The sequence below is a fragment of the Psychrobacter sp. JCM 18901 genome, assembly GCF_000586435.1.
Taxonomy (GTDB): Bacteria; Pseudomonadota; Gammaproteobacteria; order Pseudomonadales; family Moraxellaceae; genus Psychrobacter.
Genome location: NZ_BAWH01000002.1, coordinates 117,361 through 141,187 on the forward strand (window position 1 = coordinate 117,361; position 23,827 = coordinate 141,187).

Sequence of the window (23,827 nt, forward strand, 5' to 3'; positions counted from 1 at the left end):
TGGTTTGTGCTTCTCCTTATGCCAGCCAATAAAAAAAAGGCCACTCTATAAAGAGTGGCCTTTTATCAATCATGACTAACGGTATTAGCTGACTTCTTTCATACCTTGCTCAAGCATCGGCTTTAAGAATATACCCGTGTAGGATTCTTTGACTTCAGCCACTTCCTCGGGCGTACCCTCAGCGATGATCATACCGCCACCTTTACCGCCTTCAGGGCCTAGATCAATCACCCAGTCTGCCGTTTTGATGACATCCAAGTTATGCTCGATGACGACGATGGTATTACCTTTATCGCGTAGGGCATGCAGGATATTGAGCAGCTTATCGATATCATGGAAATGCAAACCAGTGGTTGGCTCATCCAAGATATACAGCGTCTGTCCCGTATCACGTTTGGCAAGCTCACGCGCCAGTTTGACACGTTGCGCCTCACCACCTGATAGCGTTGGCGCAGACTGTCCGAGACGGATGTAGCTCAGACCGACATCCATCAATGCTTGCAGACGACGATAGATCGCTGGTATCGCTGAGAAGAACTCAACGGCATCTTCAACGGTCATATCAAGCACGTCAGCGATGGTTTTGCCTTTATAGTGAATCTCTAGCGTCTCACGGTTGTAGCGCTTGCCTTCACAAGTATCACATGGCACATACATATCAGGCAAGAAATGCATCTCAACTTTGATGAGACCATCACCTTGGCACATCTCACAGCGCCCGCCTTTCACGTTGAAGCTAAAGCGACCAGGCTTATAACCACGAGCACGCGCTTCTTGGGTCTGGGCAAACATCTCACGCACAGGGGTAAACACACCAGTATAAGTTGCTGGGTTTGAGCGCGGTGTACGGCCGATTGGACTTTGATCGATATCGACCATTTTGTCCAAATACTCAAGACCGCTAATGCTTTCAAACTTGTCGGCAATCAGCGTTGAGGCATTATTCAACTGAGTCGCTGCCAATGGCATAAGGGTACGGTTAATCAAGGTTGATTTACCCGAACCTGAGACACCAGTCACACAAGTCATGATCCCAACAGGAATGGTCAAATCTACATCATGTAAGTTGTTGCCTGACGCGCCTTTTAGCTCGATGGTCATCGGTACTTTTTTTGGCTTTGGCTTTACCTTTGACTTCGACATCGATGGTTTTGGCTTTATGACGCACAGTTGGAATCTCGATTTTCTTCTTACCAGACATATATTGTCCAGTGAGCGATTCTTTATTTGCCATGATGTCATCGACTGTACCTTGGGCAATCACGTGGCCACCATGTACGCCGGCACCGATACCGATATCGATGACGTGATCCGCTTGGCGAATCGCATCTTCATCATGCTCAACGACCAGTACCGTATTGCCCAAGTCACGTAAGCGCGTAAGGGTTTTTAGCAGACGGTCATTGTCACGCTGATGCAGACCGATTGACGGCTCATCAAGTACATACATGACGCCCATCAGACCAGCACCGATTTGGCTAGCCAGACGAATACGCTGTGCTTCACCGCCTGATAGGGTTTCGGCAGAGCGAGCAAGTGTTAGATAGTCCAGTCCAACGCTGACGAGGAAGTTTAAGCGCTCATTAATCTCTTTAAAGATTTTTTTCGGCGACTTCACCTTTATGACCGCCAATCTTTAGCGTTTTATAATAGTCAGCCGCATCACCGATAGACAGCTTAACGATTTCTGCAATGGTCTGATCATCAACACGGACATTGCGTGAGATTTCATTCAGGCGCGCGCCGTCACAGACGTTACAAGTGGTATCAGCCAGATATTTAGCCAACTCATCACGGACGAGGTTACTTTGCGTCTTGGCATAACGACGCTCTAGGTAGGGAAGCACGCCTTCAAATGGTACAGTCTTGTTCGTTTTGCGACCGCGCTCATCGGTAAAGTTAAAGGTCAGCTTTTCTTTACCAGAACCATGCATGATGAGGTCTTGCTGCTCTTTTGACAGGTCCTGCCACGGTGCATCCATGTCAATTTTGAAATGCTTACAGACAGTGCTAAGCAAACCGAAATAGTATGCATGACGCTTGTCCCAACCATTGATTGCGCCTTGGTTAAGTGACTTCTCGTGATGAGTAATCAGTTTTTCAGCGGCGAAATATTGACGTTTACCGAGGCCATCACAGCTTGGGCACGCGCCATATGGATTGTTAAAACTGAACATGCGTGGTTCAAGTTCAGGTACCGCACGATCACAGACAGGGCATGAGTGCTTGGCTGACATGACTTGGTTTTCGTCACCGCCTTCCTTTGGATTGCCATCCATAAAGTGTAGCGTGACCAGTCCTTGGCCTAGACGTAGCGCTGTTTCTAAGCTCTCAGCGACACGGTTGCCCAAGTCGTCACGGACTTTAAAGCGATCGACCACCACTTCGATGGTATGTTTTTTCTTCTTATCCAACGTCGGTAGCTCGTCGGTATCATAGACATCACCATCAACGCGTACACGGACAAAACCTTGCCCAATCAGCTGCTCAAGCAAGACAGTATGCTCACCTTTACGCTCGCGAATGACGGGTGCCAAAATCATAATCTTGGTGTCATCTGGCAATGCCATAACCTGATCGACCATCTCAGTGACCGACTGCGCCACCATCGGCTCGCCATGCTCAGGGCAATATGGCGTACCGATGCGTGCATATAGCAGACGCAGATAATCATAAATCTCGGTAATCGTACCGACGGTCGAGCGTGGATTATGGTTGGTTGATTTTTGCTCGATAGCAATCGCAGGGGATAGACCTTCGATACTATCGACGTCAGGTTTCTCCATTTGCGAGAGGAACTGACGAGCGTATGCCGATAAGCTCTCGACATAACGACGTTGCCCTTCGGCATATAGCGTGTCAAATGCCAACGAAGATTTACCAGAGCCAGATAGGCCAGTAATTACCACGAATTTATCTCGTGGAATGTCTAAATCGATGTTTTTTTAAATTATGAGTACGTGCGCCGCGTATTGCGATATGGTCATGTGCCATCGGTTACAGGTTTCCTATTTGCTAAAAGGGGATTGGGGAATATCTCAAGTCAAAAGTAAATACAGATCAGTAAAGTGATTGGTTAAAACGTGAATAATTCTAAATTTATGATGTTGTTATAAGTAGCGTTGTTATTAAGAGTATCGTTATAAACAAAACAGTCGTTATGAACAGTGTCGTTATAAAAGGTACATATATTGATAAGGTAAAAGTTAAGCCAGCCTAGTTATTCATTTTCTATTATTGTTTGGCTTTGTATTGCTTATCGTTCCTATGACGATTTTTTATAGGACTAAGCAAATCTAAATCAAATCAGTGTTAAGTAACAGGCATCGTTTGTTATGGTTTTGACCAAAAATGTGATTTTATAGAAGCGTTCGTCGTTACGTATATATGGTGAGTGAGCCATTAATTGTGCTGACAACGTTTTACTTTATTGTCATGGTGACAGCATTATTCAAGGCATGACTGTGCATCTGATGCACTTGGTAACAAAATAATCTCGTAATATGAATGGCTTGGGTTGAGGGTGCATACGTTACTGCACCAGTAAGACAAAAGTCTCGGCAACCAAACGGCGAATGTCTTATACTAGGGGGCTTGATTTATAGGCCAGTGCCTTGATAAACCAGTAGTGATAAATCATGGTATGGCGCAGTGTTAGTCGTGAAAGATAGCAATGAGCAACCAGCAATGATCAACCAGTGAGGCAAGTATGAATAGCGTAGAGAAACGGGCAATCCTCGGAGTCGGTGGCATCTTTGCCTTACGTATGATTGGCTTGTTTATGATTGTGCCGGTATTTTCTGTCTACGGTGATAATTATGCACACGCGACGCCGTTTTTGATTGGTTTGGCCGTTGGTATTTATGGCTTAGGGCAGGCCATCTTTCAGATACCGATGAGTTTGGCTGCTGATAAATTCCCGCGTAAGCCTATTATCTTTTTGGGATTGATACTATTCGCTGTCGGCGGCATGATTGCCGCAAATGCGACAGATATTTATGAAGTGATCATTGGTCGAGCGCTGGCGGGTAGTGGAGCGGTCTCCGCTGTGCTTATGGCGCTATTGGCTGATGTGACTCGCGAAGAGATGCGTACCAAAGCGATGGCCACGATGGGGCTGACGATTGCGACCTCTATTATGCTGGCTTTTGCTTTTGGTCCATTATTAGTCGGCTCGCTCGGTATCTCTGGACTGTTTTGGCTAACATCAGGGTTTGCTATTTTGGCGATGCTGCTATTAGTGGTAGTACCGACGCCTATGCGCGTGCTCAAGCATAATCTGGATAACAAAACCATCGGTCAACAGTTAGCCACTGTCCTTAAGATTGGCGATCTTAACCGCTTACATATCGGTATCTTTGCGCTACATCTAACGATGACGGCGATATTTGTGATATTGCCGCACCAGCTCAGTGACGTACTTGGCTTGTCAGTACGTCAGCAAGGCATGGTGTATTTGCCGCTATTGTTTATTGGCTTCGCATCGCGATACCGTTTATTATCATCGCTGAAAAGAAACGCAAAATGCGTCAGGTGTTTTTGGGTGCGATTGCATTAATGACCGCCGCTTTAGCAATACTCGCGCTTGGTAGTCAGGTCGGTGTTGGTATTATATTTGGTTTGCTGCTGTACTTTATGGGCTTTAATCTACTTGAGGCAACGATTCCTTCGTGGATATCTAAGCGTGCACCAGTCGCCAATAAAGCGACCGCGATGGGTCTTAATTCCTCTAGTCAGTTCTTTGGTGCATTTGTAGGCGGGGCAATGGGTGGTCTGTTATTAAGCCAGCCTAATTTGTTGGCGTGGGGCATACTGGCTATTATTATGGGTGCCGCATTGCTTATCATCATTCCCATTTCTCAGCCACCTTATCTATCGAGCACGACGGTTACTATTCCCAAAGACATCAATATCCAAGACTGGTCACGACAAATGCTGGCAGTAGATGGCGTTGACGAGCTGGTCGTAATGGCAAAAGAGCAAGTCGCCTATTTAAAGTTAGATAAGACACAGTTGACGGATGATTCACGTCAGCAGCTCTCGAGTTTGGTGCAGAGTCCGCTAGATATATAGCAGCTTTATGCTTGTAGTTGTATACGGAAGTGAAGCCAAATAGCAAAAATTGCACAGACAGCAATCTCATAAACCATCAGTATCAATAAGTAGAAACTAACTATTTATTTCTACTTAAAAGGAATTAATATGAGTAAATTTAAGATGTTGTCTAGTAATGTCATTGAGAACAGAGAGAAGGCAAATCACTCAATAGCCAAGTCAACAATAGGTATTGGTTTATCGGCCATACTGCTAACCTCTGGTTGTGCCACACAAAATATTCAGGCCTATCAGAACACCACACCAACGCTCGACATGCATAATTTTTTTTCGGGTCAAATCGATGGTTGGGGTATGTTCCAAGGTCGAAATGGTGAAGTCAAAAAGCGTTTTTATGTCGACATTGATGCTACCCATGAGGGAGATGATGTCATTGTCCTAAACGAGAAGTTCTCGTGGGCAGATGGCACAAAATCGCAGCGTATATGGCGTCTGACTGAGCAGAAAGATGGCAGCTGGAAAGGTGTCGCAGGTGATGTCATTGGCGAGGCAACAGGACAGGTGGTTGGCAATACGTTGCACTGGAATTACTTATTAGAGCTACCTGTCGAGGACAAAATCTACAAAGTGAATTTTGATGATTGGATGTATCTTATCAATGAGGATGTCATGCTCAATCGCTCAGTGATGAAAAAATTTGGCGTAGAGCTGGGTAGCGTGACGTTGAGCATGCATCGCAAGCCTTCTAATGCTAACTAGAAATCTCTAAATCATTTGATAATAAGTAAGGTGCTATGCAATATCGATAAAGGTAGATGGTGTTCTTCAGCGTCTTAAAATGGCAAAATGGCAGCATATTTATCTATTACCTGTTATTTATTGGACTCTACAATATCGATTAGTATATCAAGATAGAGGATCTAAGCGACATAGACTGACGTGCACCATAGGTAGCCTATAGATATTTCGATAAAAATTGGTTAAAGTAAAATTATACAATTGATAGTATCAAATGACGCTATCAGATAACGATTAGAACAGTTTATTAAATTATTCATAAGTAAAAGGACGGTATCATGCGCGGAGTCAATAAAGTTATCATCATCGGTAACCTCGGAGCAGATCCTGAGGCACGCCAATTCAGCAATGGCGGTAGCGTAACCAATATCTCGGTTGCGACATCAGAGCAGTGGACAGACAAACAAAGCGGCGAAAAAAAGAGAAGCGACAGAGTGGCATCGTATCGCACTTTTTAATCGTCTAGGTGAGATCGCAGCGCAATACCTGCGTAAAGGCAGCAAAGTCTATATCGAAGGTAGTTTGCGTACACGTAAATACCAAGACCAAAGTGGTCAAGACCGTTATATTACTGAGATTCGTGCTGAACAAATGCAGATGCTTGATGGTCAAACTGGCGGCGGTCAGGGACAAGGCAATAGTGGTGGCTATAATAATCAAGGTGGTCAAAACAACCAAAACAACTTTGGTCAGCAAGCAAATAATCAAATGGCACATCAAGGCGGCTATAACCAACCAGCGGCTCAAGGTGGTCAGAATAGCTTTAACAATCAGGCGCCTACTCAGCAAAACCAGTTCAATCAGCCAGCACAGAAACATGCACAATCTAAACCTACAGCAATGCCAGATGGCCCTGTAGATGATGACATTCCGTTCTAAATCATATAAGAAAGAAAGTGTAATGTTTGTGTATTAGAGCCCCGTATTAACGGGGCTTTTTTTAATGCTTGCTATAGTTGATTCAATTTAAAAGAGATACAAGGCAACTGAGTGCAGATGTATAGGCAATACTTCAAGCGAGGTTAACACTGTAGCTCTCTTATAGAGGGTTAGCTATATCCAAAAATATAATTCATTTGATACTTTTTAACGTAGCTAAACTAATTTTTTTATTAAAGAATTTTTAATTTATTTAATACGCTCTTAATATCTAAAAGATTAAACTTAAGTTTAATTAGTACTGGTTTAATACTATTAATTATTACATTAGCTAGTATGCTTACTACCTTCTATACTCTATATTGACCGTTTATACCAAAAAAATAATTACGATTAGTGACGTTTAGTTTTAAAAATTGCTATACTAACTTTATATGGCGTATAGTTAATATATATTGATCGTTTTTAAATAAAACAAATTTCGATGGTAATAGCCAAAGTTTTACTTGTTTCTTATTAATAAATCGAAAGCTATTTGGATAATAGATCTTTATATGAAATGGTTAAATTCTTCGGAACGTACCATAGGAACGATATAGCGAGTTACAGAGCTAATGCAAGACTACCCTTAAGATTAGCAGTATTTGAGAGTATAGTGCATTGACTTACTACTCTATTATTTTAACAGTAGGTTTTTGTCGAAATGTTATTGTGAAATTCTAGCAGTAGTCAAAGTACTAGAATTTTTTTATTATTAGAAAATGCTTTCAAAGCTATTATAGTAATATACAAAGAATAGTGACTTATGTGTTTAGATTTATCTAAAACTAATTTTATTTAAAGTAGATACAATGAGCATCTATCGCTATATGTCTTCTATTTATAGTGGATTGTTCGAGATGCCATTAGAAATTAAATACTCTTTAGAATTAATTATATTTTATGAATAGATTTAATTACTAATGAACGATTTGTTCTCTGCATTATTTCACGAAAAACAATACCTCAATAGAGGCCACACTCTTATTTTATAGTTGGATTTATTATGAGCAAAAATAACGCAATTGATTTAGAAAATTTGAACGTAGATGAGTTACGTGCTATCACTGAAAACGCTCAACAACTTATCGCTAAAAAAACAACATCAACGTTTGTATGATGCGTATATGCAGTTCGAGAAAATTGCTGAAGATAGCAATGCAACGATCGAAGAGATACTGAAAGCTGGTGAAAAGTTAGAGAAAAAAACGCAGTATTAAATATCGCAATACTGATGATCATAGTGAAACTTGGACTGGACGTGGCCGTAAGCCAACGTGGTTGGTTGAAGCGCTAGCAGCAGGTCGTGATATCGAAGATTTTGCTATTTAATTAGCTGTTTTCTTATAAAATGCCTTTCTGTGAGCCAGCTTGAAATTGCTATTGATAATGGTTTATTTACAATCATTTAGCGATAGATAGAGCTGCTTTCGAGAAAATAAAAGCCAGTATCTTTACTGCCAGTATTTTGGCAGTAAAGATACTGGCTTTTTTTCTGTCATCTATATGCCATTGTTTGTTATGATAATGACGTTTTTGTCTTATATAAGAGTTGTACGACTGTGGCCCAAGTATCTGAGTTTTCTCATAAACGTCCCCGTAAGCTCTGGTGGCTAGTGGGGTTTGTGTTGTTTGCGCTATTTGCCGTTTTGCAAATGCCAGCAGCATGGTTACTTGAGAAATACGCGCCAGATACGCCTTATGTGCAGCATGTATCTGGCAATGTATGGCAAGGTGCTGCTATTTGGCAGTTGCCTATGTCATCGACGTCGCTTACAGGTATGGCAGAATGGTCATGGCAGCTTGGCAGCTACTCATAGGTAAGCTAGGTGCGGATGTTAATATCCACTCATCACAGACACGCCTGAATGGGCAAATTAAACTTGGGTTAAACTCATGGCAAGTTGACAACATGAGTGGAAAAATTGCACCTGAGACGCTAGCGAGTATAGTCAACTGGCAGCTGCCGAATACCCCTATTCAAGTAAATAATGTATCGTTAACACATCAGTCTGACAAAAGTGATGCATCTAGTAGTGAGCCTGCTAAAGACGTTGGCGGATTTAGTGCAGCGGATGGTCAATTAACTTGGGTTGGTGGTGAGGTAGGCTATCCTAGTGGTGGCAAAGTTTTTTATATTACGATGCCTGCTCTAAGAGCCGAGCTTAGTACAGAGCAAAAAAAATAATAGAGATTTGCTGCATATTAATTTATTAAACAATCAAGATAAGCGTTTGGGTGATCTGTATCTCGATAGCGATAATATGCTCGATGTTAGTTTGACGCAGCGTTTGCTAGAGAACATGCCTGAGTATAAAGGACAAGCCCCTCAAGATACGCCAGTTGTCAGTGTGCGCCAGCCATTGCTAACCGGTTTGGGGGCGAACTAAATGCTTAATATCGCCGCAAGCCTAAAACCTGTTATCAATACTCTCAATCGTTTTTCAGGTTGGCTATTATTGTTAGCCATTGCTTGGCTATGTTGGACAGCCGCCCGTCTCTTATGGTTATTACTAGCAGCACCTTTAGCGCCTACATTGCCTTTAGCGCCTCTACAAAATAGTGCCAAATCCACCAATGATTATAGTGGCTTGTTTGCAATCTTTGCTGATCCCGATCCTATTACTGCAGCCGTGCAACCACCTCCCAACATTGAGCTCAAAGGCGTCCTACTAGCCATACCTGAGAGCATGTCTTCCGCCTTATTGAATGTCAATGGGGAAGTCAAAAATTACCGCATCGGTGATGAGCTAAAAGACAGCGATTATACGCTCGTGGCTGTTGACTGGAATGCAGTCACTATCGCTGATGCTAACGATAAAGAAACCGTCATTAAAATGCCAGAGGCGATGCCATTAGACCAAAGTGATATGCTAGCAAGCGGAATAAGTAACCAGCGTTTGCCAAACAATAGCATGTTGCCTACAGCGCCCCAGCCAGTACAAAACGCTGTTCCTGAGGCAGAAGGGGCAACTGGCGCAGACACTTCAAGTAATCCACAGTCGGCTATCGAAGAAGCGGTTACGGCCTTGCAAGAAAACCCTGCCAGTTATCTAAGTAGAATGGGAGTGATGGCATCAGGTGAAAGCTATCAAGTCACAGCGGCGATGCTACTGGCCTACGTAATCGTTTAGGGCTAGAGCCAGGCGATAAAGTACTAACTGTCAACGGACAAAGTGTAGGCAATAACCCAGCGCAAGATGCTGGTGTACTTCAGCAAGTACAACAAGCAGGTGAAGCGCAGATAGAGGTTCAACGTGGTGAGCAAGTTATTACGATTCGCCAGCAGTTCTAGCAAGGTAGGTTTTTAGCAAAATTGCTCCTTAAAAATTCAGCATATAGCAAGCAATATCACTGTAGGTAATCATCAATATGGTAAGTTTTCAGAATTTTTCAGCCACGCATTTGTACCGTAGCCTGCAGCGTTTGATGCGCTTGTGTCGTCCACTTTGTCTGGCAGTGCATTATGGGCTGCTGGTTTTGGTCTTGCCAATGCTGAGAGCTGGAAAGTCAATTTACAAGACGCTGATATCAAAGCTTTTATCAATGAAGTTGCGACCATCACAGATCAAAACTTTGTTCTTGATCCACGTATCAATGGCAACGTCACAGTCATCTCCAATAAAGCCCTGTCCCGTGATGAGATTTATCAGTTATTTCTGAGCGTGATGCAAGTGAATGGTATTGCCGCGATTGAATCGGGAACGACGACAAAACTGGTGCCAGATAATATTGCTAAGCAATCTGGTGTGGCAGTTGATTTACGCGGTGATAGTGTGGGTGAGTCGCTCGCCACTCGAGTTATTTATTTGACCAATACCCAAGCTGCAGAAGTATTAGGTGTTATTCGCCCATTGATGCCGCAGTCGGCTCACGCGGCCGCTGTACCTGGTGTCAATGCGCTAGTGTTGTCCGATCGAGCAGACAGCCTTAACCAACTGACAGCCCTTATCCGTGATTTAGACAGTAATGTAAATGACAGTTTGCAAGTGATACCACTGCGTCACGTCGATGCCGAGCGTATGATGGAGTTGATTAGCGCCTTAGTCTCAAGTGCGGGTAGTGGACAAGCACAAGGTGGCAACAATCAGTTAAAGGTAATTGCTGATACGTCGAGCGATAGACTGCTAGTCAAAGGTAGTCCTGAAATGATTGCTAAAGTCCAAGAAATGGTCAATCAATTGGATACTACGCCGACCAGACGTTTAAGTGGTCTACGTGTTTTTCGATTAAAGTACGCTAGTGCTGGTCATATCGCCGATATGTTACGCGGCTTACTAGCTAATCAATCTATCAATAGTGCTGGCGCGACCTCGACATTAGAATCAGCTTCGCTAAATGATGCAAGTAGCACAGCCGCTGCAATTAATAATGCAGCTAGCGATAGCCTAGGTAGCAGTGCAGCTGCTGTGTCGACTAGCAGCACAAGTGGAACAAGCACAGGAGTAGGCGGTCGTCCTTTTAGTATTATCGCTGATGAAACTCAAAATGCCGTTATCGTCAATGCCGCACCTGAGCTAATGTTTGAGATTGAAGACGCGGTCAACCAATTAGACAGTCGCCGCGCACAAGTATTGATTCAAGCCGCTATTGTTGAAGTGTCAGGCGATGATGCTACTCAGCTAGGCGTTCAATGGGCGCTAGGTAACGCTAATAGTGGCTATGGAGTGGTCAACTTTAACAATGTGGGAGCCAGCGCAACGACGCTTGCAGCTGCCGCTTTAGCAGGGACAAGTACGGCAGGTATTAGTGCTGCTGCCAGCTCTATCGCAGGTGCATTGATAGGCATTGGAGATAGTCGCAAAGACAGTCAGGGCAATACAGAGTTTTATGGCGCTATTTTACAGGCGCTTGACTCATCTACCAGTGCTAATCTATTGTCCATGCCATCGATTTTGACATTGGATAATGAAAAAGCCAGTATCTTGGTTGGTCAAAACGTACCCTTTGTCACAGGTTCTTTTACCACTAGTGGCAATAATTCAAACAACCCATTTCAGACAATTGATCGCCAAGACATTGGTATTAATCTGAATGTCATTCCCCATATTGGTGACAATGGCACAGTACGATTAGAAGTGTCGCAAGAAGTCTCGTCAGTGGTACCAGGTAGTACGGGTAATGCCAGTGGTTTGATTACCAATAAAAGCCTTATTAATACGACCATTCTAGCGGATGATCAGCAGACGATTGCCTTGGGTGGACTGATGCGTGACAACACCACTACACGTCAGCAGAAAGTTCCTGGGCTGGGCAATGTTCCTGTTATCGGTAGACTCTTTCGTTCTGACAATGACAGCACCCAAAAGAGCAATTTGATTATCTTTTTACAGCCGACTATCTTACGTGATGGCGGCGCGGTAGCGAGTGTGACTGAACGCAAATTCAATCAAATGCGAGTGTTGCAGCTGGTCATTGATAAAAACGGTACGATTAAGCAATTACCATTGAGCGGCACTGAAGGTTGGAATGGTAATGTCAGTGCAGATTACGAGCTCATGCCGCTAAACCCCCTTATCCCTAAACGTGATCAAGCACCAAAATCTACTACGCAAGGTTTTACGAGAGTAGATAGCCCTAATAGCGGTATCACGACCTATCCTCTTAATCGTTAAAATATTAGCTCTATATATAACGGTTAATGTGATTCAACTGGCATAAATTAATGTAGGATGTACTAGATACATCGTACATTAGCTTGCGTATTCATAACACAGATAAACATAGCCGCTTTTATATTTAAGTATATTAGTTACTAATAGAATAATGAGTTACGTATTATGTTTTCCGCTACAGTAAATCAGAAGCTAAAATGACAGATGATAAAAATACAAAAAAATGGCTTTTACTAAGTGTGGCTGCAACTGCGCTATTGCTCATCCCTAGGCGCAGTAGTCGAAAGGACAATACGAAGACAGTAAATAATCATAATACCGTATCTGAGGGTAGTGATATTGACGATGCTCACGAGAATACAGCTAATAAATAGAAGTTAGTAATTAGAAAATAAAAGCTCAGTAATGCGTCTATAGCAATATTCTTGTATAAAAATACTTATATATGAAAAACTGCTTAGTTTTTATTACTCAATTCTATGTTTTGGAAAGTCAGTTTTGGAGTCTATTAATGTGTGGCAACGAATCAGCGACCACTGCTGAGCGAACAAACGCTAGAGAAGTTTTAAAAAAATGTCTATCCTCTTATAGATACGCATACACATTTTGATGCTCCAGTATTCGATACTGACCGAAGGCAGCAGGTAGAGCAGGCTTATAGTCAAGGTGTCTGTCACTTAGTGCTAGTAGGTTATTTATACCATTATTTTGATCGAATGTACGATACTCAAGACTCCATCAATGAACTGTCGCAATCGTCTGCGACCAAGGCAAACAACCAAGATAAATGCAATGTTACAGCCCATATCGCACTTGGCTTACACCCATTTTATATTGAGCAGCATACCGACGACCATTTAACACAACTTGAGCAAATGGTGATAGAGCGTCGTCCATTAGCTATTGGTGAGATTGGATTAGACACCTTTACCGATGCAATGAATCAGCCTGATGTATTTGCTAAACAAAAAAAAGGTTCTTTGCGGCGCAGTTGGATATAGCAGTAACTCATAATCTACCAGTGATGCTGCATATTCGTAAAGCGCATGCTGAAGCGCTCGCAATATTAAAAGCGCATAAATACGATGCGCATAAATTAGGCGGTATTGCCCATAGCTTTAGCGGTGGCGAACAAGAGGCGAAGGCTTTTGTAAAATTGGGGTTTAAGCTTGGTGTTACGGGTCAGATAACCAATCCGAATGCCAAAAAACTGCGCCGTGCTATTCAAGTAGCAGTTGAGAGTTATGGCATCGAATGCTTGGTCATTGAGACGGATTGTCCAGATATGACACCTATTATGTGTCAGACAACGGATGATACTGATTCACATAATAGAAATGTACCAGCCAATCTGCCATGGGTATTAGCAAGCTTGAGTGAGCTATTAGAAATACCACATGATAAACTTGCTAAGCAATTGTGGCAAAATAGCTGTGATGCTCTGAAAGTAGACTGGGCTTATTCAGTGTAACTGTGCTATTTATAAGAAAAGCATCGTTGTAATTAGAAGCTAAAAAGTATGAGCCGTATAAATGACAACCAAAATATTTGAAAAGAGAATTTGATCTGTTATGAGTAACACGCGACAATTTGAACAACCAGAATCCGTCGAAGACAGTCTTGCACAAGACGAATCGCGCCAACAAGATGAGCAGTACGATCGTCGTTTTCAAGGTACACGGACACTCTATGGTACCTCAGCGGTTGATACTTTTTCGGCAGCTCATGTCTACATTATTGGTGTAGGAGGAGTGGGCTCTTGGGCAGCAGAGGCGCTGGCTCGGACAGCAGTGGGAACGATTACGCTGATTGATTTGGATGTATTGGTTGCGTCTAATGTCAATCGCCAACTGCCTGCACTAGACAGCACGTTTGGACAAAGTAAAATTGAAGCAATGGCAACTCGTATTAGAGAGATTAATCCCACAGTAACCTTAAATTTAATCGATGACTTTTTGACAGTAGATAATGTCGCTACACTCTTACCAAGTCGTGAAGCAGTTAAATCTGCCAATGCTCAGGGGAAACCGATTGTTATTTTAGATTGCGTAGACGATACGAATGCGAAACTAGCAATCGCTTTACACTGTCGTTTTAATAAACTAAAGTTGGTCTGTGCGGGCGGTGCAGGTGGTAAGATAGATCCAAGTCAGATTAGAGTAAGTGATTTGCGTGACTGTTATCAAGACCCACTATTAGCAAAGTTACGCAACAAGTTACGCCACGAGAAAGGCATTAATAGTGCTTTAAAAGAAAAATTTGGTATCAAATGTGTCTATTCGACAGAGCCGCCAATTGTAGATAAAAGCTGTCAAACAGGCGGTTTGCAATGCGGTGGTTATGGCTCAGCAGTAGTCGTTACGTCAGTGGTGGCGATGATTATGGTGAGTGAAGCATTACAATTATTAATAAGACAGACGGGTCGTAACTAATACGTCTGATATTATTTAATGGAGTTTACCTTGTCTATATCTAACTCACCTCAGCAGAGCTACCCTGTCGCGGTAGATGAATTAGAACGTGTCAACAAGCTAAAGAAGTACCAGGTACTCAACGAAGATGATGAGCCTGCGTTCGATCGACTAGTTGCACTTGCAAAACTGTTTTTTGATGTGCCTGTAGTCGCCATTACTTTTATGGATGAGGAAACCCAATATCTAAAACCAGCTTGTAAATTTGACAATGAATCTGACAGTATATGCACGACATCACGTGATATTGCTTTTTGTAACTATACGATACTGTCTGATGACGTTTTCGTAGTGTCAGATACTTGGAAAGACGATCGTTTTAGTCAGAATCCTATGGTCACAGGATCTCCATATTTACGATTTTATGTTGGTGCTCCTATTATCTTATATGAAGACAATAAAAGGTATCGTCTAGGTACTTTATGCCTTATGGATACAAAGCCTAATCATAGTTTTAATGAACAACAATCAGAGATCTTGGCACAGTTTGCCAAAATGGCAGCTGATGCTTTGCAATTACAGGATAAGCAGCGTGATGCTAAGCGTGCTAATGAAATGAAATCGAGCTTTTTGGCTAATATGAGTCATGAAATTCGCACACCGATGAACGGTATTATCGGTATGGTAGAGATGTTAGGCGATACCCAACTCAGTAATGAACAGCGAGAATACGTTGATAATATAAAAGTTTCTAACGAGCATTTGATGGTCATCATTAATGGTATTTTGGACTTATCAAAAGTTGAGTCTGGAAAAATGACGATTGATTCTATTCCATTGAATTTATCTAGTTTATGCAATGAAGTCGTCAGTTTATTTGCGATTAAGGCACGTCAAAGAGGCGTAACCTTAGATTATCACTATACTGAAACACTATCACCTTATGTAAACGGTGATCCTGTACGTCTAAAACAGATTATTGCAAACTTGGTCAATAACGCGATCAAGTTCACGCGTGAAGGTGGTCAGGTAAGCATCGATGTCAAACATATGGACAATTGCTACTGTCCAGATAACATCGATAAAAAAAATTCGTGAGTACGAGTCAAGAAAAAGAAGTAAGCAAAATAGAATGCGATGAAACTGGTCAGAATATAACTTTATGTATAGAAGTGAAAGATACGGGTGTTGGTATCAAAGAAGAGTCGTTAGAGGCGATATTTGACGCTTATGACCAAGCGAATAAATTTACTCATCGTATTTATGGTGGTACTGGACTTGGACTATCTGTTTGTAAGTCTCTAGTCGATTTGATGGGTGGTTACATTCATGTAAATAGTGAAGTAGGAGTCGGTACGACATTTAGTGTTTTATTACCGTTAACTACTATTGATGAAGACAAGTATGAGACATGGCAAGACTCTAACGATACGACCATAATTGAACCTACGCATGAGCGGTCTGGGCATATCTTGTTGGTCGAGGATGATGCTGTCAACGCGATTATAGCCAAAAAAATCCCTAACCAGCAGCGGACATACCGTCACCCATGTTACAGATGGTCAGCAAGCAATTGAGGCTTTTGCTTTATTCCCTGATCGTTATGATGTGATATTGATGGATCATCATATGCCGATTATGGATGGAGTACAGGCGACTATTAAATTGCATGAATTATATGACCCCCAAATACTACCGCCCATTATCGCTTTGACTGCCAATGCAATGGACGGCGAGCGTGAGAAATATCTGAAAGTTGGTATGCAGGATTATTGCACCAAACCTTTTAAGCAAGAGCAGTTGAATGCCTTGGTACAGTATTGGCTGATACAAAAGCAATCATTGGAAGAAGAGTGATTTGCTAGATATTAGTGGTAGTGATTAGCATTTTAATGTAACCATGATTAATGAGTATAAAAAAGCTTAACCGCCTATATGGTGGTTAAGCTTTTTATTGATGATAAAGATATCAGTAAATATCAACTACCAGTCATGTTTAGAGCGATATTAGTTCACGCGAGTTTGGTAGTCGCCAGTACGCGTATCGACACGTACCACTTCACCTTGTTGCACAAATAATGGTACACGTACAACAGCACCTGTCTCCAATTTAGCAGGTTTGCCACCACCGCCTGAAGTATCGCCGCGTACGCCAGGATCTGTTTCTGTGATTTCTAACTCAACGAAGTTAGGCGGCGTGACTGACAGAGGAGCACCATTAAATAACGTAATGGTACATAGAGCATTGCTGTTTTCTTTTAACCACTTGATTGAATCACTCATTGCGTTTTTGTCCGCTTGAATCTGCTCAAAGCTCTCAGGATGCATAAAATGCCAAAACTCGCCATCGTTATATAGATAGTTCATTTCAGTATCCATCACATCAGCAGCTTCTAGGCTGTCACCTGACTTGAAAGTTTGTTCCAGTACTTTGCCACTACGAAGATTGCGCAACTTAACACGGTTAAAGGCTTGACCTTTACCAGGTTTGACAAACTCGTTTTCAAGAATGGCACAAGGGTTGCCATCAAGCATCACTTTTAGACCAGCTTTAAATTCATTAGTAGAAAAACTTGCCACAAGAAACTCCTAGAGGTTGTAAATATAATAGTAAGACATAGGGCTGACTGTACCAAAATTTTCTGTTATGCCAAGTATTTACGGATTAACGAGGATACTTTGATAGGCTAGACACTAAGGCGTATAATATCGGATTTTGGGCACAGGTAATAGGCTGTCATGATAAACCATTTAATCACACAAAAAAAACTGGCAAACGCAATTATCGGAAGCTATTACATCTGTTGATGAGCTATTGAGTATTCTGCAGCTTGAATCAATGCGTGCAGAAGTTTACGTACCTAAGCATTTTGAACTGCGTGTGCCGCGTGGCTTTGTGGCAAAAATGGCTATTGGCGACCGTAATGATCCCCTGCTTAAACAAGTGTTACCAGACCAGCAAGAGCAAATCAACGTCACAGGCTACGTAGCAGATCCGTTAAGCGAAAACACGCAAAACCCTGTAAAAGGTTTGCTGCATAAATATGAGTCGAGAGTGTTATTAACGATTACGGGTGCGTGCGCTATTCACTGCCGTTACTGCTTTCGTCAGCATTTTGACTATAGTGCCAATATGCCGACTGCTGATGCAAAAGAAAATATCATCAATTATATTAATGCAAATCCTGAGGTCAATGAGGTAATTTTGAGTGGTGGTGATCCACTAAATGTGACCAATCGACGTTTGTTTTCATGGTTAGATACTTTGGAGTCTCTTCCGCAGATTACTACCATTCGGCTGCATACGCGTTTGCCATTGGTGATACCCGCACGCTTGGACGCTACATTGTTAGAAAGGCTATCCCGAAGCCGCTGCCATATTGTCATGGTGATTCACTGTAATCATGCCAATGAGCTAGATGCACCAACAGCTGAGCATTTACAACGTACTAGAGCAGCTGGAGTTACGCTATTAAACCAAGCCGTGTTGTTAAAAGGTGTCAACGATACTCTCGACGCGCAAGTGCAGCTTAGTCAGCGTTTGTTTGCTTGTGGCGTACTACCATATTATTTACATGTGTTGGACAAGGTGGCTGGTGCGGCGCATTTTGATAGTAGTGAGCAAGCAGCGATTGAGCTTTATTGGTCATTGTTAGCATCATTGCCAGGTTATCTTGTTCCTAAGTTGGTCAGAGAGTTACCGAATAGACCTTTTAAAGTGCCGATTGATATTTACAGCAATAGCTAATATAGGGCACTATAACAATTTAGGAGAATTAGTAAACAAAGAGAGGCTCTTAAAAAAGATACGTATAGTATCTTTCAAAACTAAAAACTAAAAACTAAAAACTAAAAACTAAAAACTAAAAACTAAAAACTAAAAACTAAAAACTAAAAACTAAAAACTAGGATTTATGCTTTTGTATAAGTATATATAGTCGATCCACTATAAAATAAATACAGTGCTACTGGGATAAATTTTGTGCAGCCTCTGGAATGACGGAGTCGCACAGCAAGCAAAGGAAATTTATACCAGTAGCACACCGTAAAAGCTGTACTCTTTTTATTTAGGACTCACTATATAGATATATGATTGGAGCAGAATATAGACTGTCAGTATGTAAGCTAACTTAAAAATATACAATTTTAGATGTAAGATTTTGACAGTATGTAGGTATTGTCAGAGCGTACTGCTAGATTTAGGCTTACAATAAATAGATATCATCACTTTTCTATAGTCTAGCTTAACAAACATTTTTTTTATGCCATACATGTATTTGTACTGCTGCATATTACTGATTGCTTCGGAGTGACTAATAGAGAGTAAAGATACTGATGATAACGTTATCAATGTTTCGAGAGCATTTAGATTCTACAGAGCCACTACCTCCGCTATCTAATCGCTCAGTAAATGGTCAAGAGCGTTACTTGTTAAAGATGTTAGCAACGCTACCTACGCTTACCCAAGAGCAGCAAACAGAGCATTTAGAGAGTCTACTGACAGTATTACGTGAATCCAATATGGATGAACAACAGCGTCTCAAATTAATGGCAACAGTCATTGATGCCTCAGACCGACTGATTGCAGCTTTTAGACAGCACTATATCTATGAGACAGGCGCGCTTAGTCAGGATCAGATGTCTTATATCGCTCAAATGCAATCGCTACATTATTTAATTATTATGGTTTACGACAAAGTCGTACGTCGTGAGACGCAGTTGTCAGAAGCCTCCTTAAACCAATCTTCTGATAAAGGTTGGCAGCGTTTTTTTGGCGCTGAGACTAAACCTGATAGCACGCTTGCCATTGCGATTTATCAATCACTATTAAGATACCAAAAACTATTAGCAGAAGAAGCACTGTGCTATCGAAAGCCATCAGATTACCTGTGGTCTAAAGTCAATCAGTTATATTATCTGGCTCATCAGAGAAAAGTAGCTGATATTGATTTAAGCATACATACTGTCACGAACCAAACAAACAGTATTCATCAGCTATATTGCCAAATTTGTTTGCATCACTTGTTAAATTTGCGTGCTATGAGGCGCCCGAATATCTTACTCGTACAGCGTCTATTGCCTGAATGGCTAAACACATGGTCGCGACAATGGAGCCTGCCACCGAGACAAAGGTTTTTGTTGATCTTAAGAGTAATAATCCACCAAGCTATCTAACAGTCAACTCTCATATCAACCCATATGAAGATCGTCATGACTGTCTATTTATAGAACTGACACCGATAGTTGAGTATTTTGAGTCACGCAAAAAAAGCCTTTATCGAGGAAGGTAGTACAGCAGAATATAGTCTGCTTAATGCTATTTCGATGACCATCAGCTACCGCTATTTGCAGCCGCCACTTACCTTGGCAACCAAATATACTAGCAAGCAGCAGGCAAAGTTAATCACCAATTTTAACGATATACACTACCATGTAGGTCATTCAAAAATTTTTGCCAATTTGATCGCTATCAAAAATTTACGAGAAGAGGACAGGCCTTTATACGATACATTTGACAGCGAGCGTAGTCGCAGTAGCGTTATAAATATTGAGATATTTGACGACTATGAAAGTTCTTCAGCATATCGCAAACTGCATTTGTTGCCAAAAAATGGTAAGCCTAATGAGAAGGTTGCAGACAAAAATATTTTCAATAAAGAGAGGCTTATTGTAGAAAAACATGACTCTGACCTTTCTCTAACGGCACCGCAGCCTTACACATAATGAGTTTAATTTTGGTCTATGGCTCTGAAAATACAGAACAACCTAATTGGTCAATAGGGGTGGTACGCTGGTTCAATGTAGATACTAAAAATCCAGAAGTGGAATGGCAAATACTCGGGCATAAAATTGTGGCATGTGGATTACGTTTGGAAGGCAGTAAAACGCGAAGTCATCATTTTGTACCGGTATTTATTCTCGGTAAAGATGAACAGCTACAGACGACTGGCACGCTAATCGTACCGCCTTTTTACTTTCAAGCTGATGATAGAGTCGTCATGCGTATTGGTAATAAACAAACCACTCTACGATTAGGACGCAGGCTAATGATGACTGATAAGTTTAGTCAATATGAGGTGGCGCAGTTATAGCGCTTAGAGGTACTTAGATGCGACAAGTATTTCAGGCCATAACGGAGAGTTTATACAGATTTTCGTCAGTAATATAGTAGGCGACAAAGGGCATAAGTTAATCTGCAGTTGGTCTAATTATTGTCTATAATGATAAATATTGTTACTCTGACTTTTATGATATCTCTAACTATAAAATAATTATCATAGTGAAAACTCAGTCTATACTGATAGGATTCATAGAATATTAACGCTAGTATGTTTTATGTGCTAGGTTAGTTTTAGACAAAGATGTAAAGTAACAAAATAATAGATAAAAATACGTACGACTAAAAGGCTCCTTATGCGCTCTCAATCTCTTTTAAATTTATTGGTGATCAATGACGATCAGCTCTATGCTGAACGTCTTGTGCAGTTATTGAGTCCTTATTATGATAGTGTAAATTTGGGGTTTTTGGACGATAAAGAAGAGCTATTGAAACTTCTGCGCCAACCGTGGGATGTACTGGTATTTGGCAAAGCTTATAATATGAGCTTTACAGATGTGGTAAGCCTCGTACAAGAGCAAAATATCGATCTGCCGATGATCTGTTTAATGAATGAAGAGGTAGCGTCGACGGCCTACAATGAGTATGAGCTACCGACTGTGATTAGTGGCACGATGGTCAAAGCGCTCAAAATGGATCAGGAAATGCCAGTCGTAATGGCCATCTGCCTGCAACATAATAGTTTGCGCAGTCGCCGTGAGCTAAAAACCTTACGTCAAGTACTTTCTGAAGCAGAACAACGTGCCAATGTATTGATTAAGAACTCTAAAAGCGCGGTCGCTTATATAGACGAGGGTATTCATATATTTGCTAACGATCCCTATCTTCAGCTATTCGGCTTTAAATCGATGAATGAAGTGGTAGGCGTGCCTATTATTGACCTGATTTCAGGTAGAGATAATGTTCAAGGGTTTAAACAGTTTTTACGTCAGTTTGACAAAGGCAGTCGCCAAGACGTTGAGTTTAATTTTGAAAGTGTGCGGACAGATGGCAGCACTTTTGAAGCGAAACTACAATTAGCATCAGCCACGTTAGAGGGCGAGCCAGTCATTCAGATTATTATTCAGCAGAATAGTAATAATAGTGCGGAGGTTGCTAAGCGTTTAGCTGAAGCTGAACGTAAAGATAATTTAACTGGCTTAGATAATCGTCGTGGTTTTGAAGAGCAGATGATAGCAATACATCAGCAGGCGTCCCAAGGACTAATGACCGCAGCCCTGCTATATGTGCAGGTTGATAATGTAGGAAAAATAAGAAGTAGTTTAGGTCTACAAGGAATAGATGCAACGGTCAAACAAGTTGCCCACACGTTGACTGAGCTAGTACCTGATGGGCATGTAAGCCGTTTCAGCGATACTGCATTCACGATATTAGTAAAAAAACAAGACGACGAATGAGCTTGAAAATATTGCTAAACATATCGGTTCGTCAATAAAGGATATGTTTATTGAAGTTGATAAACGTACAACGAATACAACAGTCAGCATTGCTGTTGTCAAGATTGAAAAAAAATCCTGTAGAGCCTGTCATCATATTAGAACGCGCCATGGATGCTATCAGCCAAATCATGGTAGAGACTTCTAACAGTGGTGGATCTTACCGTATATATGACCCAAGCGAACATGCCAATAGCGATGATCATGCACTTGCTGAGTCATTAGTGGATGCCATTACTAATAACCGTTTTGATCTATCATTTCAGCCAATATACGACATCAACAACGATCGTAGCGACTTCTTTGAAGTGTATCTACGGTTACCGCTGTCAGATGCTGACAATACGGTATTAACCCTGATCAATTTATGGCGGTGGCTAAAAAAACATCAACTGTTAGAAAAGATTGATCGATGGGTGCTTATCAATGCCTGTAAGAAAATCAATGACGTCCGTAAAGTTCATCCTGAAGCCAAACTGTTAGTACAATTAACCAATGCTTCACTGGTTGATAAAAAAACTTCCGATTGTCGCCAGCCAATTGATAAAAGCGGTAGGCGGCGTAGCCGGTGTATTAACACTACAGTTCAATGAAATAGATATCTCTGAACATTTAACCGTCGCCAAATCCCAATTTTCCGCGCTCAACGATGTCAATTGTCAAATCGGTGTTAATAACTTTGGCTCGTCTGCCAAATCTATCGAAATTGCCAATTTTGTCCAGCCTGATATGGTACGCTTGGCGCGCAGTTATATCCAAGATATTGGTGCAGCAGAAAATCTAGAGACGGTTAAATCTCTTATTACGCGTACTAATGACATAAAGGTAGATGTGCTTATGCCTTATATCGAAGATGCAGCAACGATGTCAGTCGCTTGGAGTGTGGGGGCGCGCTATTTGCAAGGGTATTATTTAGAAGAGCCTAGTAGCACGATAAAGGTAGCGAGTTAAAAGGCCAATACATCATATCGTTTATGTCATGGCGATGATATTCCTCAACCAAAGATTGCTAAAAATGTCCCTTATTAGTAGATATCAAATGAGCAGCCTTTTGGCTGCTGTTCTGTTGCTCACAGCTTGTGAGAAAACACCACCTGACCACCGCGCTCCTGTGATTCTGCTTATATACCGACGGGGATGCGGACAACGGCTCAATAATTTATAAAGATGCTTGCGGTCAATGCCATCAACGTAATGCAGGTCTGAATAAAAAAAGGCCCACAATTAATGAATATATATGGTGCGCCGGCTGCCGAGTTAAAAGACTATACCTACAGCAAAGGGTTAGAAGATTCAGGTTGGGTATGGGATGCAGAGACACTCGATCCATACATTGCAGATGCACAAAAAGCCATGCCAGACTCCAAAATGCTGTCTGACCCGATGCCAGATGCGAAAGAGCGTGCCGATATCATTGCTTATTTATCTACGCTCCGTGCCGCTGCACCAACCGTTACAGATGATGTAAACTGACTT

20 protein-coding genes and 5 pseudogenes are annotated in these 23,827 nt (G+C 41.6%); 23 read left to right on the forward strand and 2 right to left on the reverse strand.

All coding sequences use genetic code 11. The features are described from left to right. Positions 1–84: 84 nt before the first annotated feature. Positions 85–2,994 (reverse strand): annotated as a pseudogene (uvrA, locus tag TT11_RS03215) (excinuclease ABC subunit UvrA). A 715-nt stretch (positions 2,995–3,709) separates the two neighbouring features. Between uvrA and TT11_RS03220 the strand changes: the two are divergent. From TT11_RS03220 to TT11_RS03295, 15 genes and pseudogenes are all read left to right on the forward strand, one after another. Further along, positions 3,710–5,073: pseudogene (locus tag TT11_RS03220) on the forward strand (MFS transporter). Between the two features lie 129 nt (positions 5,074–5,202). Next, on the forward strand, positions 5,203–5,814 hold the full coding sequence (locus tag TT11_RS03225) for a DUF3833 domain-containing protein (RefSeq protein WP_261869058.1): 612 nt from the start codon (positions 5,203–5,205) through the stop codon (positions 5,812–5,814). 317 nt (positions 5,815–6,131) lie between these two features. Then, positions 6,132–6,732 (forward strand): annotated as a pseudogene (ssb, locus tag TT11_RS03230) (single-stranded DNA-binding protein). 1,254 nt (positions 6,733–7,986) lie between these two features. Next, positions 7,987–8,103 carry an H-NS histone family protein gene (locus tag TT11_RS03235; protein WP_261869106.1) on the forward strand — a complete coding sequence of 39 codons (117 nt, stop codon included), beginning with the start codon at positions 7,987–7,989 and terminating at the stop codon, positions 8,101–8,103. A 230-nt stretch (positions 8,104–8,333) separates the two neighbouring features. After that, entirely contained in the window at positions 8,334–8,591 is a 258-nt protein-coding gene (locus tag TT11_RS03240; protein WP_261862975.1) for a hypothetical protein, read from the forward strand. Then, positions 8,567–8,959: a hypothetical protein gene (locus TT11_RS03245; protein ID WP_261869059.1), complete on the forward strand. Its 393-nt coding sequence runs from the start codon at positions 8,567–8,569 to the stop codon at positions 8,957–8,959. Before TT11_RS03240 ends, TT11_RS03245 begins: the two co-directional genes overlap by 25 nt. 7 nt (positions 8,960–8,966) lie before the next feature. Further along, on the forward strand, positions 8,967–9,161 hold the full coding sequence (locus TT11_RS03250; RefSeq protein WP_261869060.1) for a hypothetical protein: 195 nt from the start codon (positions 8,967–8,969) through the stop codon (positions 9,159–9,161). Then, positions 9,162–9,905: a type II secretion system protein N gene (locus TT11_RS03255; RefSeq protein ID WP_261869061.1), complete on the forward strand. Its 744-nt coding sequence runs from the start codon at positions 9,162–9,164 to the stop codon at positions 9,903–9,905. A 303-nt stretch (positions 9,906–10,208) separates the two neighbouring features. Next, entirely contained in the window at positions 10,209–12,386 is a 2,178-nt protein-coding gene (gene gspD / locus TT11_RS03265) for a type II secretion system secretin GspD (protein ID WP_261869062.1), read from the forward strand. 197 nt (positions 12,387–12,583) lie between these two features. Then, on the forward strand, positions 12,584–12,760 hold the full coding sequence (locus TT11_RS03270; RefSeq protein WP_261869063.1) for a hypothetical protein: 177 nt from the start codon (positions 12,584–12,586) through the stop codon (positions 12,758–12,760). A gap of 213 nt (positions 12,761–12,973) precedes the next feature. Then, a pseudogene (locus TT11_RS03275) lies at positions 12,974–13,857 on the forward strand (TatD family hydrolase). 100 nt (positions 13,858–13,957) lie between these two features. Next, the gene (locus TT11_RS03280; RefSeq protein WP_261869064.1) at positions 13,958–14,818 is read left to right on the forward strand and encodes a tRNA threonylcarbamoyladenosine dehydratase; all 861 of its coding nucleotides are present in this window, start codon (positions 13,958–13,960) and stop codon (positions 14,816–14,818) included. 30 nt (positions 14,819–14,848) lie between these two features. After that, a complete protein-coding gene (locus TT11_RS03285; RefSeq protein WP_261869065.1) occupies positions 14,849–15,895 on the forward strand; it encodes a GAF domain-containing hybrid sensor histidine kinase/response regulator in 1,047 nt (348 codons plus the stop codon). Then, positions 15,892–16,374 (forward strand): ATP-binding protein, encoded by a 483-nt coding sequence (locus TT11_RS03290; RefSeq protein ID WP_261869066.1) that lies wholly within the window; start codon positions 15,892–15,894, stop codon positions 16,372–16,374. Before TT11_RS03285 ends, TT11_RS03290 begins: the two co-directional genes overlap by 4 nt. After that, entirely contained in the window at positions 16,370–16,654 is a 285-nt protein-coding gene (locus TT11_RS03295) for a response regulator (protein WP_261869107.1), read from the forward strand. Before TT11_RS03290 ends, TT11_RS03295 begins: the two co-directional genes overlap by 5 nt. 150 nt (positions 16,655–16,804) lie before the next feature. Here the strand turns inward: TT11_RS03295 and efp are convergent, their stop codons facing one another. Next, the gene (efp, locus tag TT11_RS03300; RefSeq protein WP_057761310.1) at positions 16,805–17,377 is read right to left on the reverse strand and encodes an elongation factor P; all 573 of its coding nucleotides are present in this window, start codon (positions 17,375–17,377) and stop codon (positions 16,805–16,807) included. A 159-nt stretch (positions 17,378–17,536) separates the two neighbouring features. Here efp and epmB point away from each other — a divergent pair. From epmB to TT11_RS03340, 8 genes and pseudogenes are all read left to right on the forward strand, one after another. Next, positions 17,537–18,545 (forward strand): annotated as a pseudogene (gene epmB / locus TT11_RS03305) (EF-P beta-lysylation protein EpmB). Positions 18,546–19,132: 587 nt separating this feature from the next. Beyond that, positions 19,133–19,972: a hypothetical protein gene (locus tag TT11_RS03310; protein ID WP_261869067.1), complete on the forward strand. Its 840-nt coding sequence runs from the start codon at positions 19,133–19,135 to the stop codon at positions 19,970–19,972. A 78-nt stretch (positions 19,973–20,050) separates the two neighbouring features. Next, complete coding sequence (locus tag TT11_RS03315) at positions 20,051–20,521, forward strand: hypothetical protein (protein WP_261869068.1); 471 nt, start codon at positions 20,051–20,053, stop codon at positions 20,519–20,521. Then, positions 20,521–20,889, forward strand: a complete 369-nt coding sequence (locus TT11_RS03320; protein WP_261869069.1) for a hypothetical protein — start codon at positions 20,521–20,523, stop codon at positions 20,887–20,889. Before TT11_RS03315 ends, TT11_RS03320 begins: the two co-directional genes overlap by 1 nt. 322 nt (positions 20,890–21,211) lie before the next feature. Further along, the gene (locus TT11_RS03325) at positions 21,212–22,312 is read left to right on the forward strand and encodes a PAS domain-containing protein (protein WP_261869070.1); all 1,101 of its coding nucleotides are present in this window, start codon (positions 21,212–21,214) and stop codon (positions 22,310–22,312) included. 50 nt (positions 22,313–22,362) lie between these two features. Then, entirely contained in the window at positions 22,363–22,944 is a 582-nt protein-coding gene (locus tag TT11_RS03330) for an EAL domain-containing protein (RefSeq protein ID WP_261869071.1), read from the forward strand. Beyond that, positions 22,892–23,302 carry an EAL domain-containing protein gene (locus TT11_RS03335; protein WP_261869072.1) on the forward strand — a complete coding sequence of 137 codons (411 nt, stop codon included), beginning with the start codon at positions 22,892–22,894 and terminating at the stop codon, positions 23,300–23,302. The genes TT11_RS03330 and TT11_RS03335 overlap by 53 nt, the downstream gene beginning before the upstream one ends. Before the next feature lie 276 nt (positions 23,303–23,578). Then, positions 23,579–23,824, forward strand: coding sequence for a cytochrome c family protein (locus TT11_RS03340; protein ID WP_261869073.1), 246 nt, complete (start codon positions 23,579–23,581; stop codon positions 23,822–23,824). Positions 23,825–23,827: the final 3 nt, after the last annotated feature.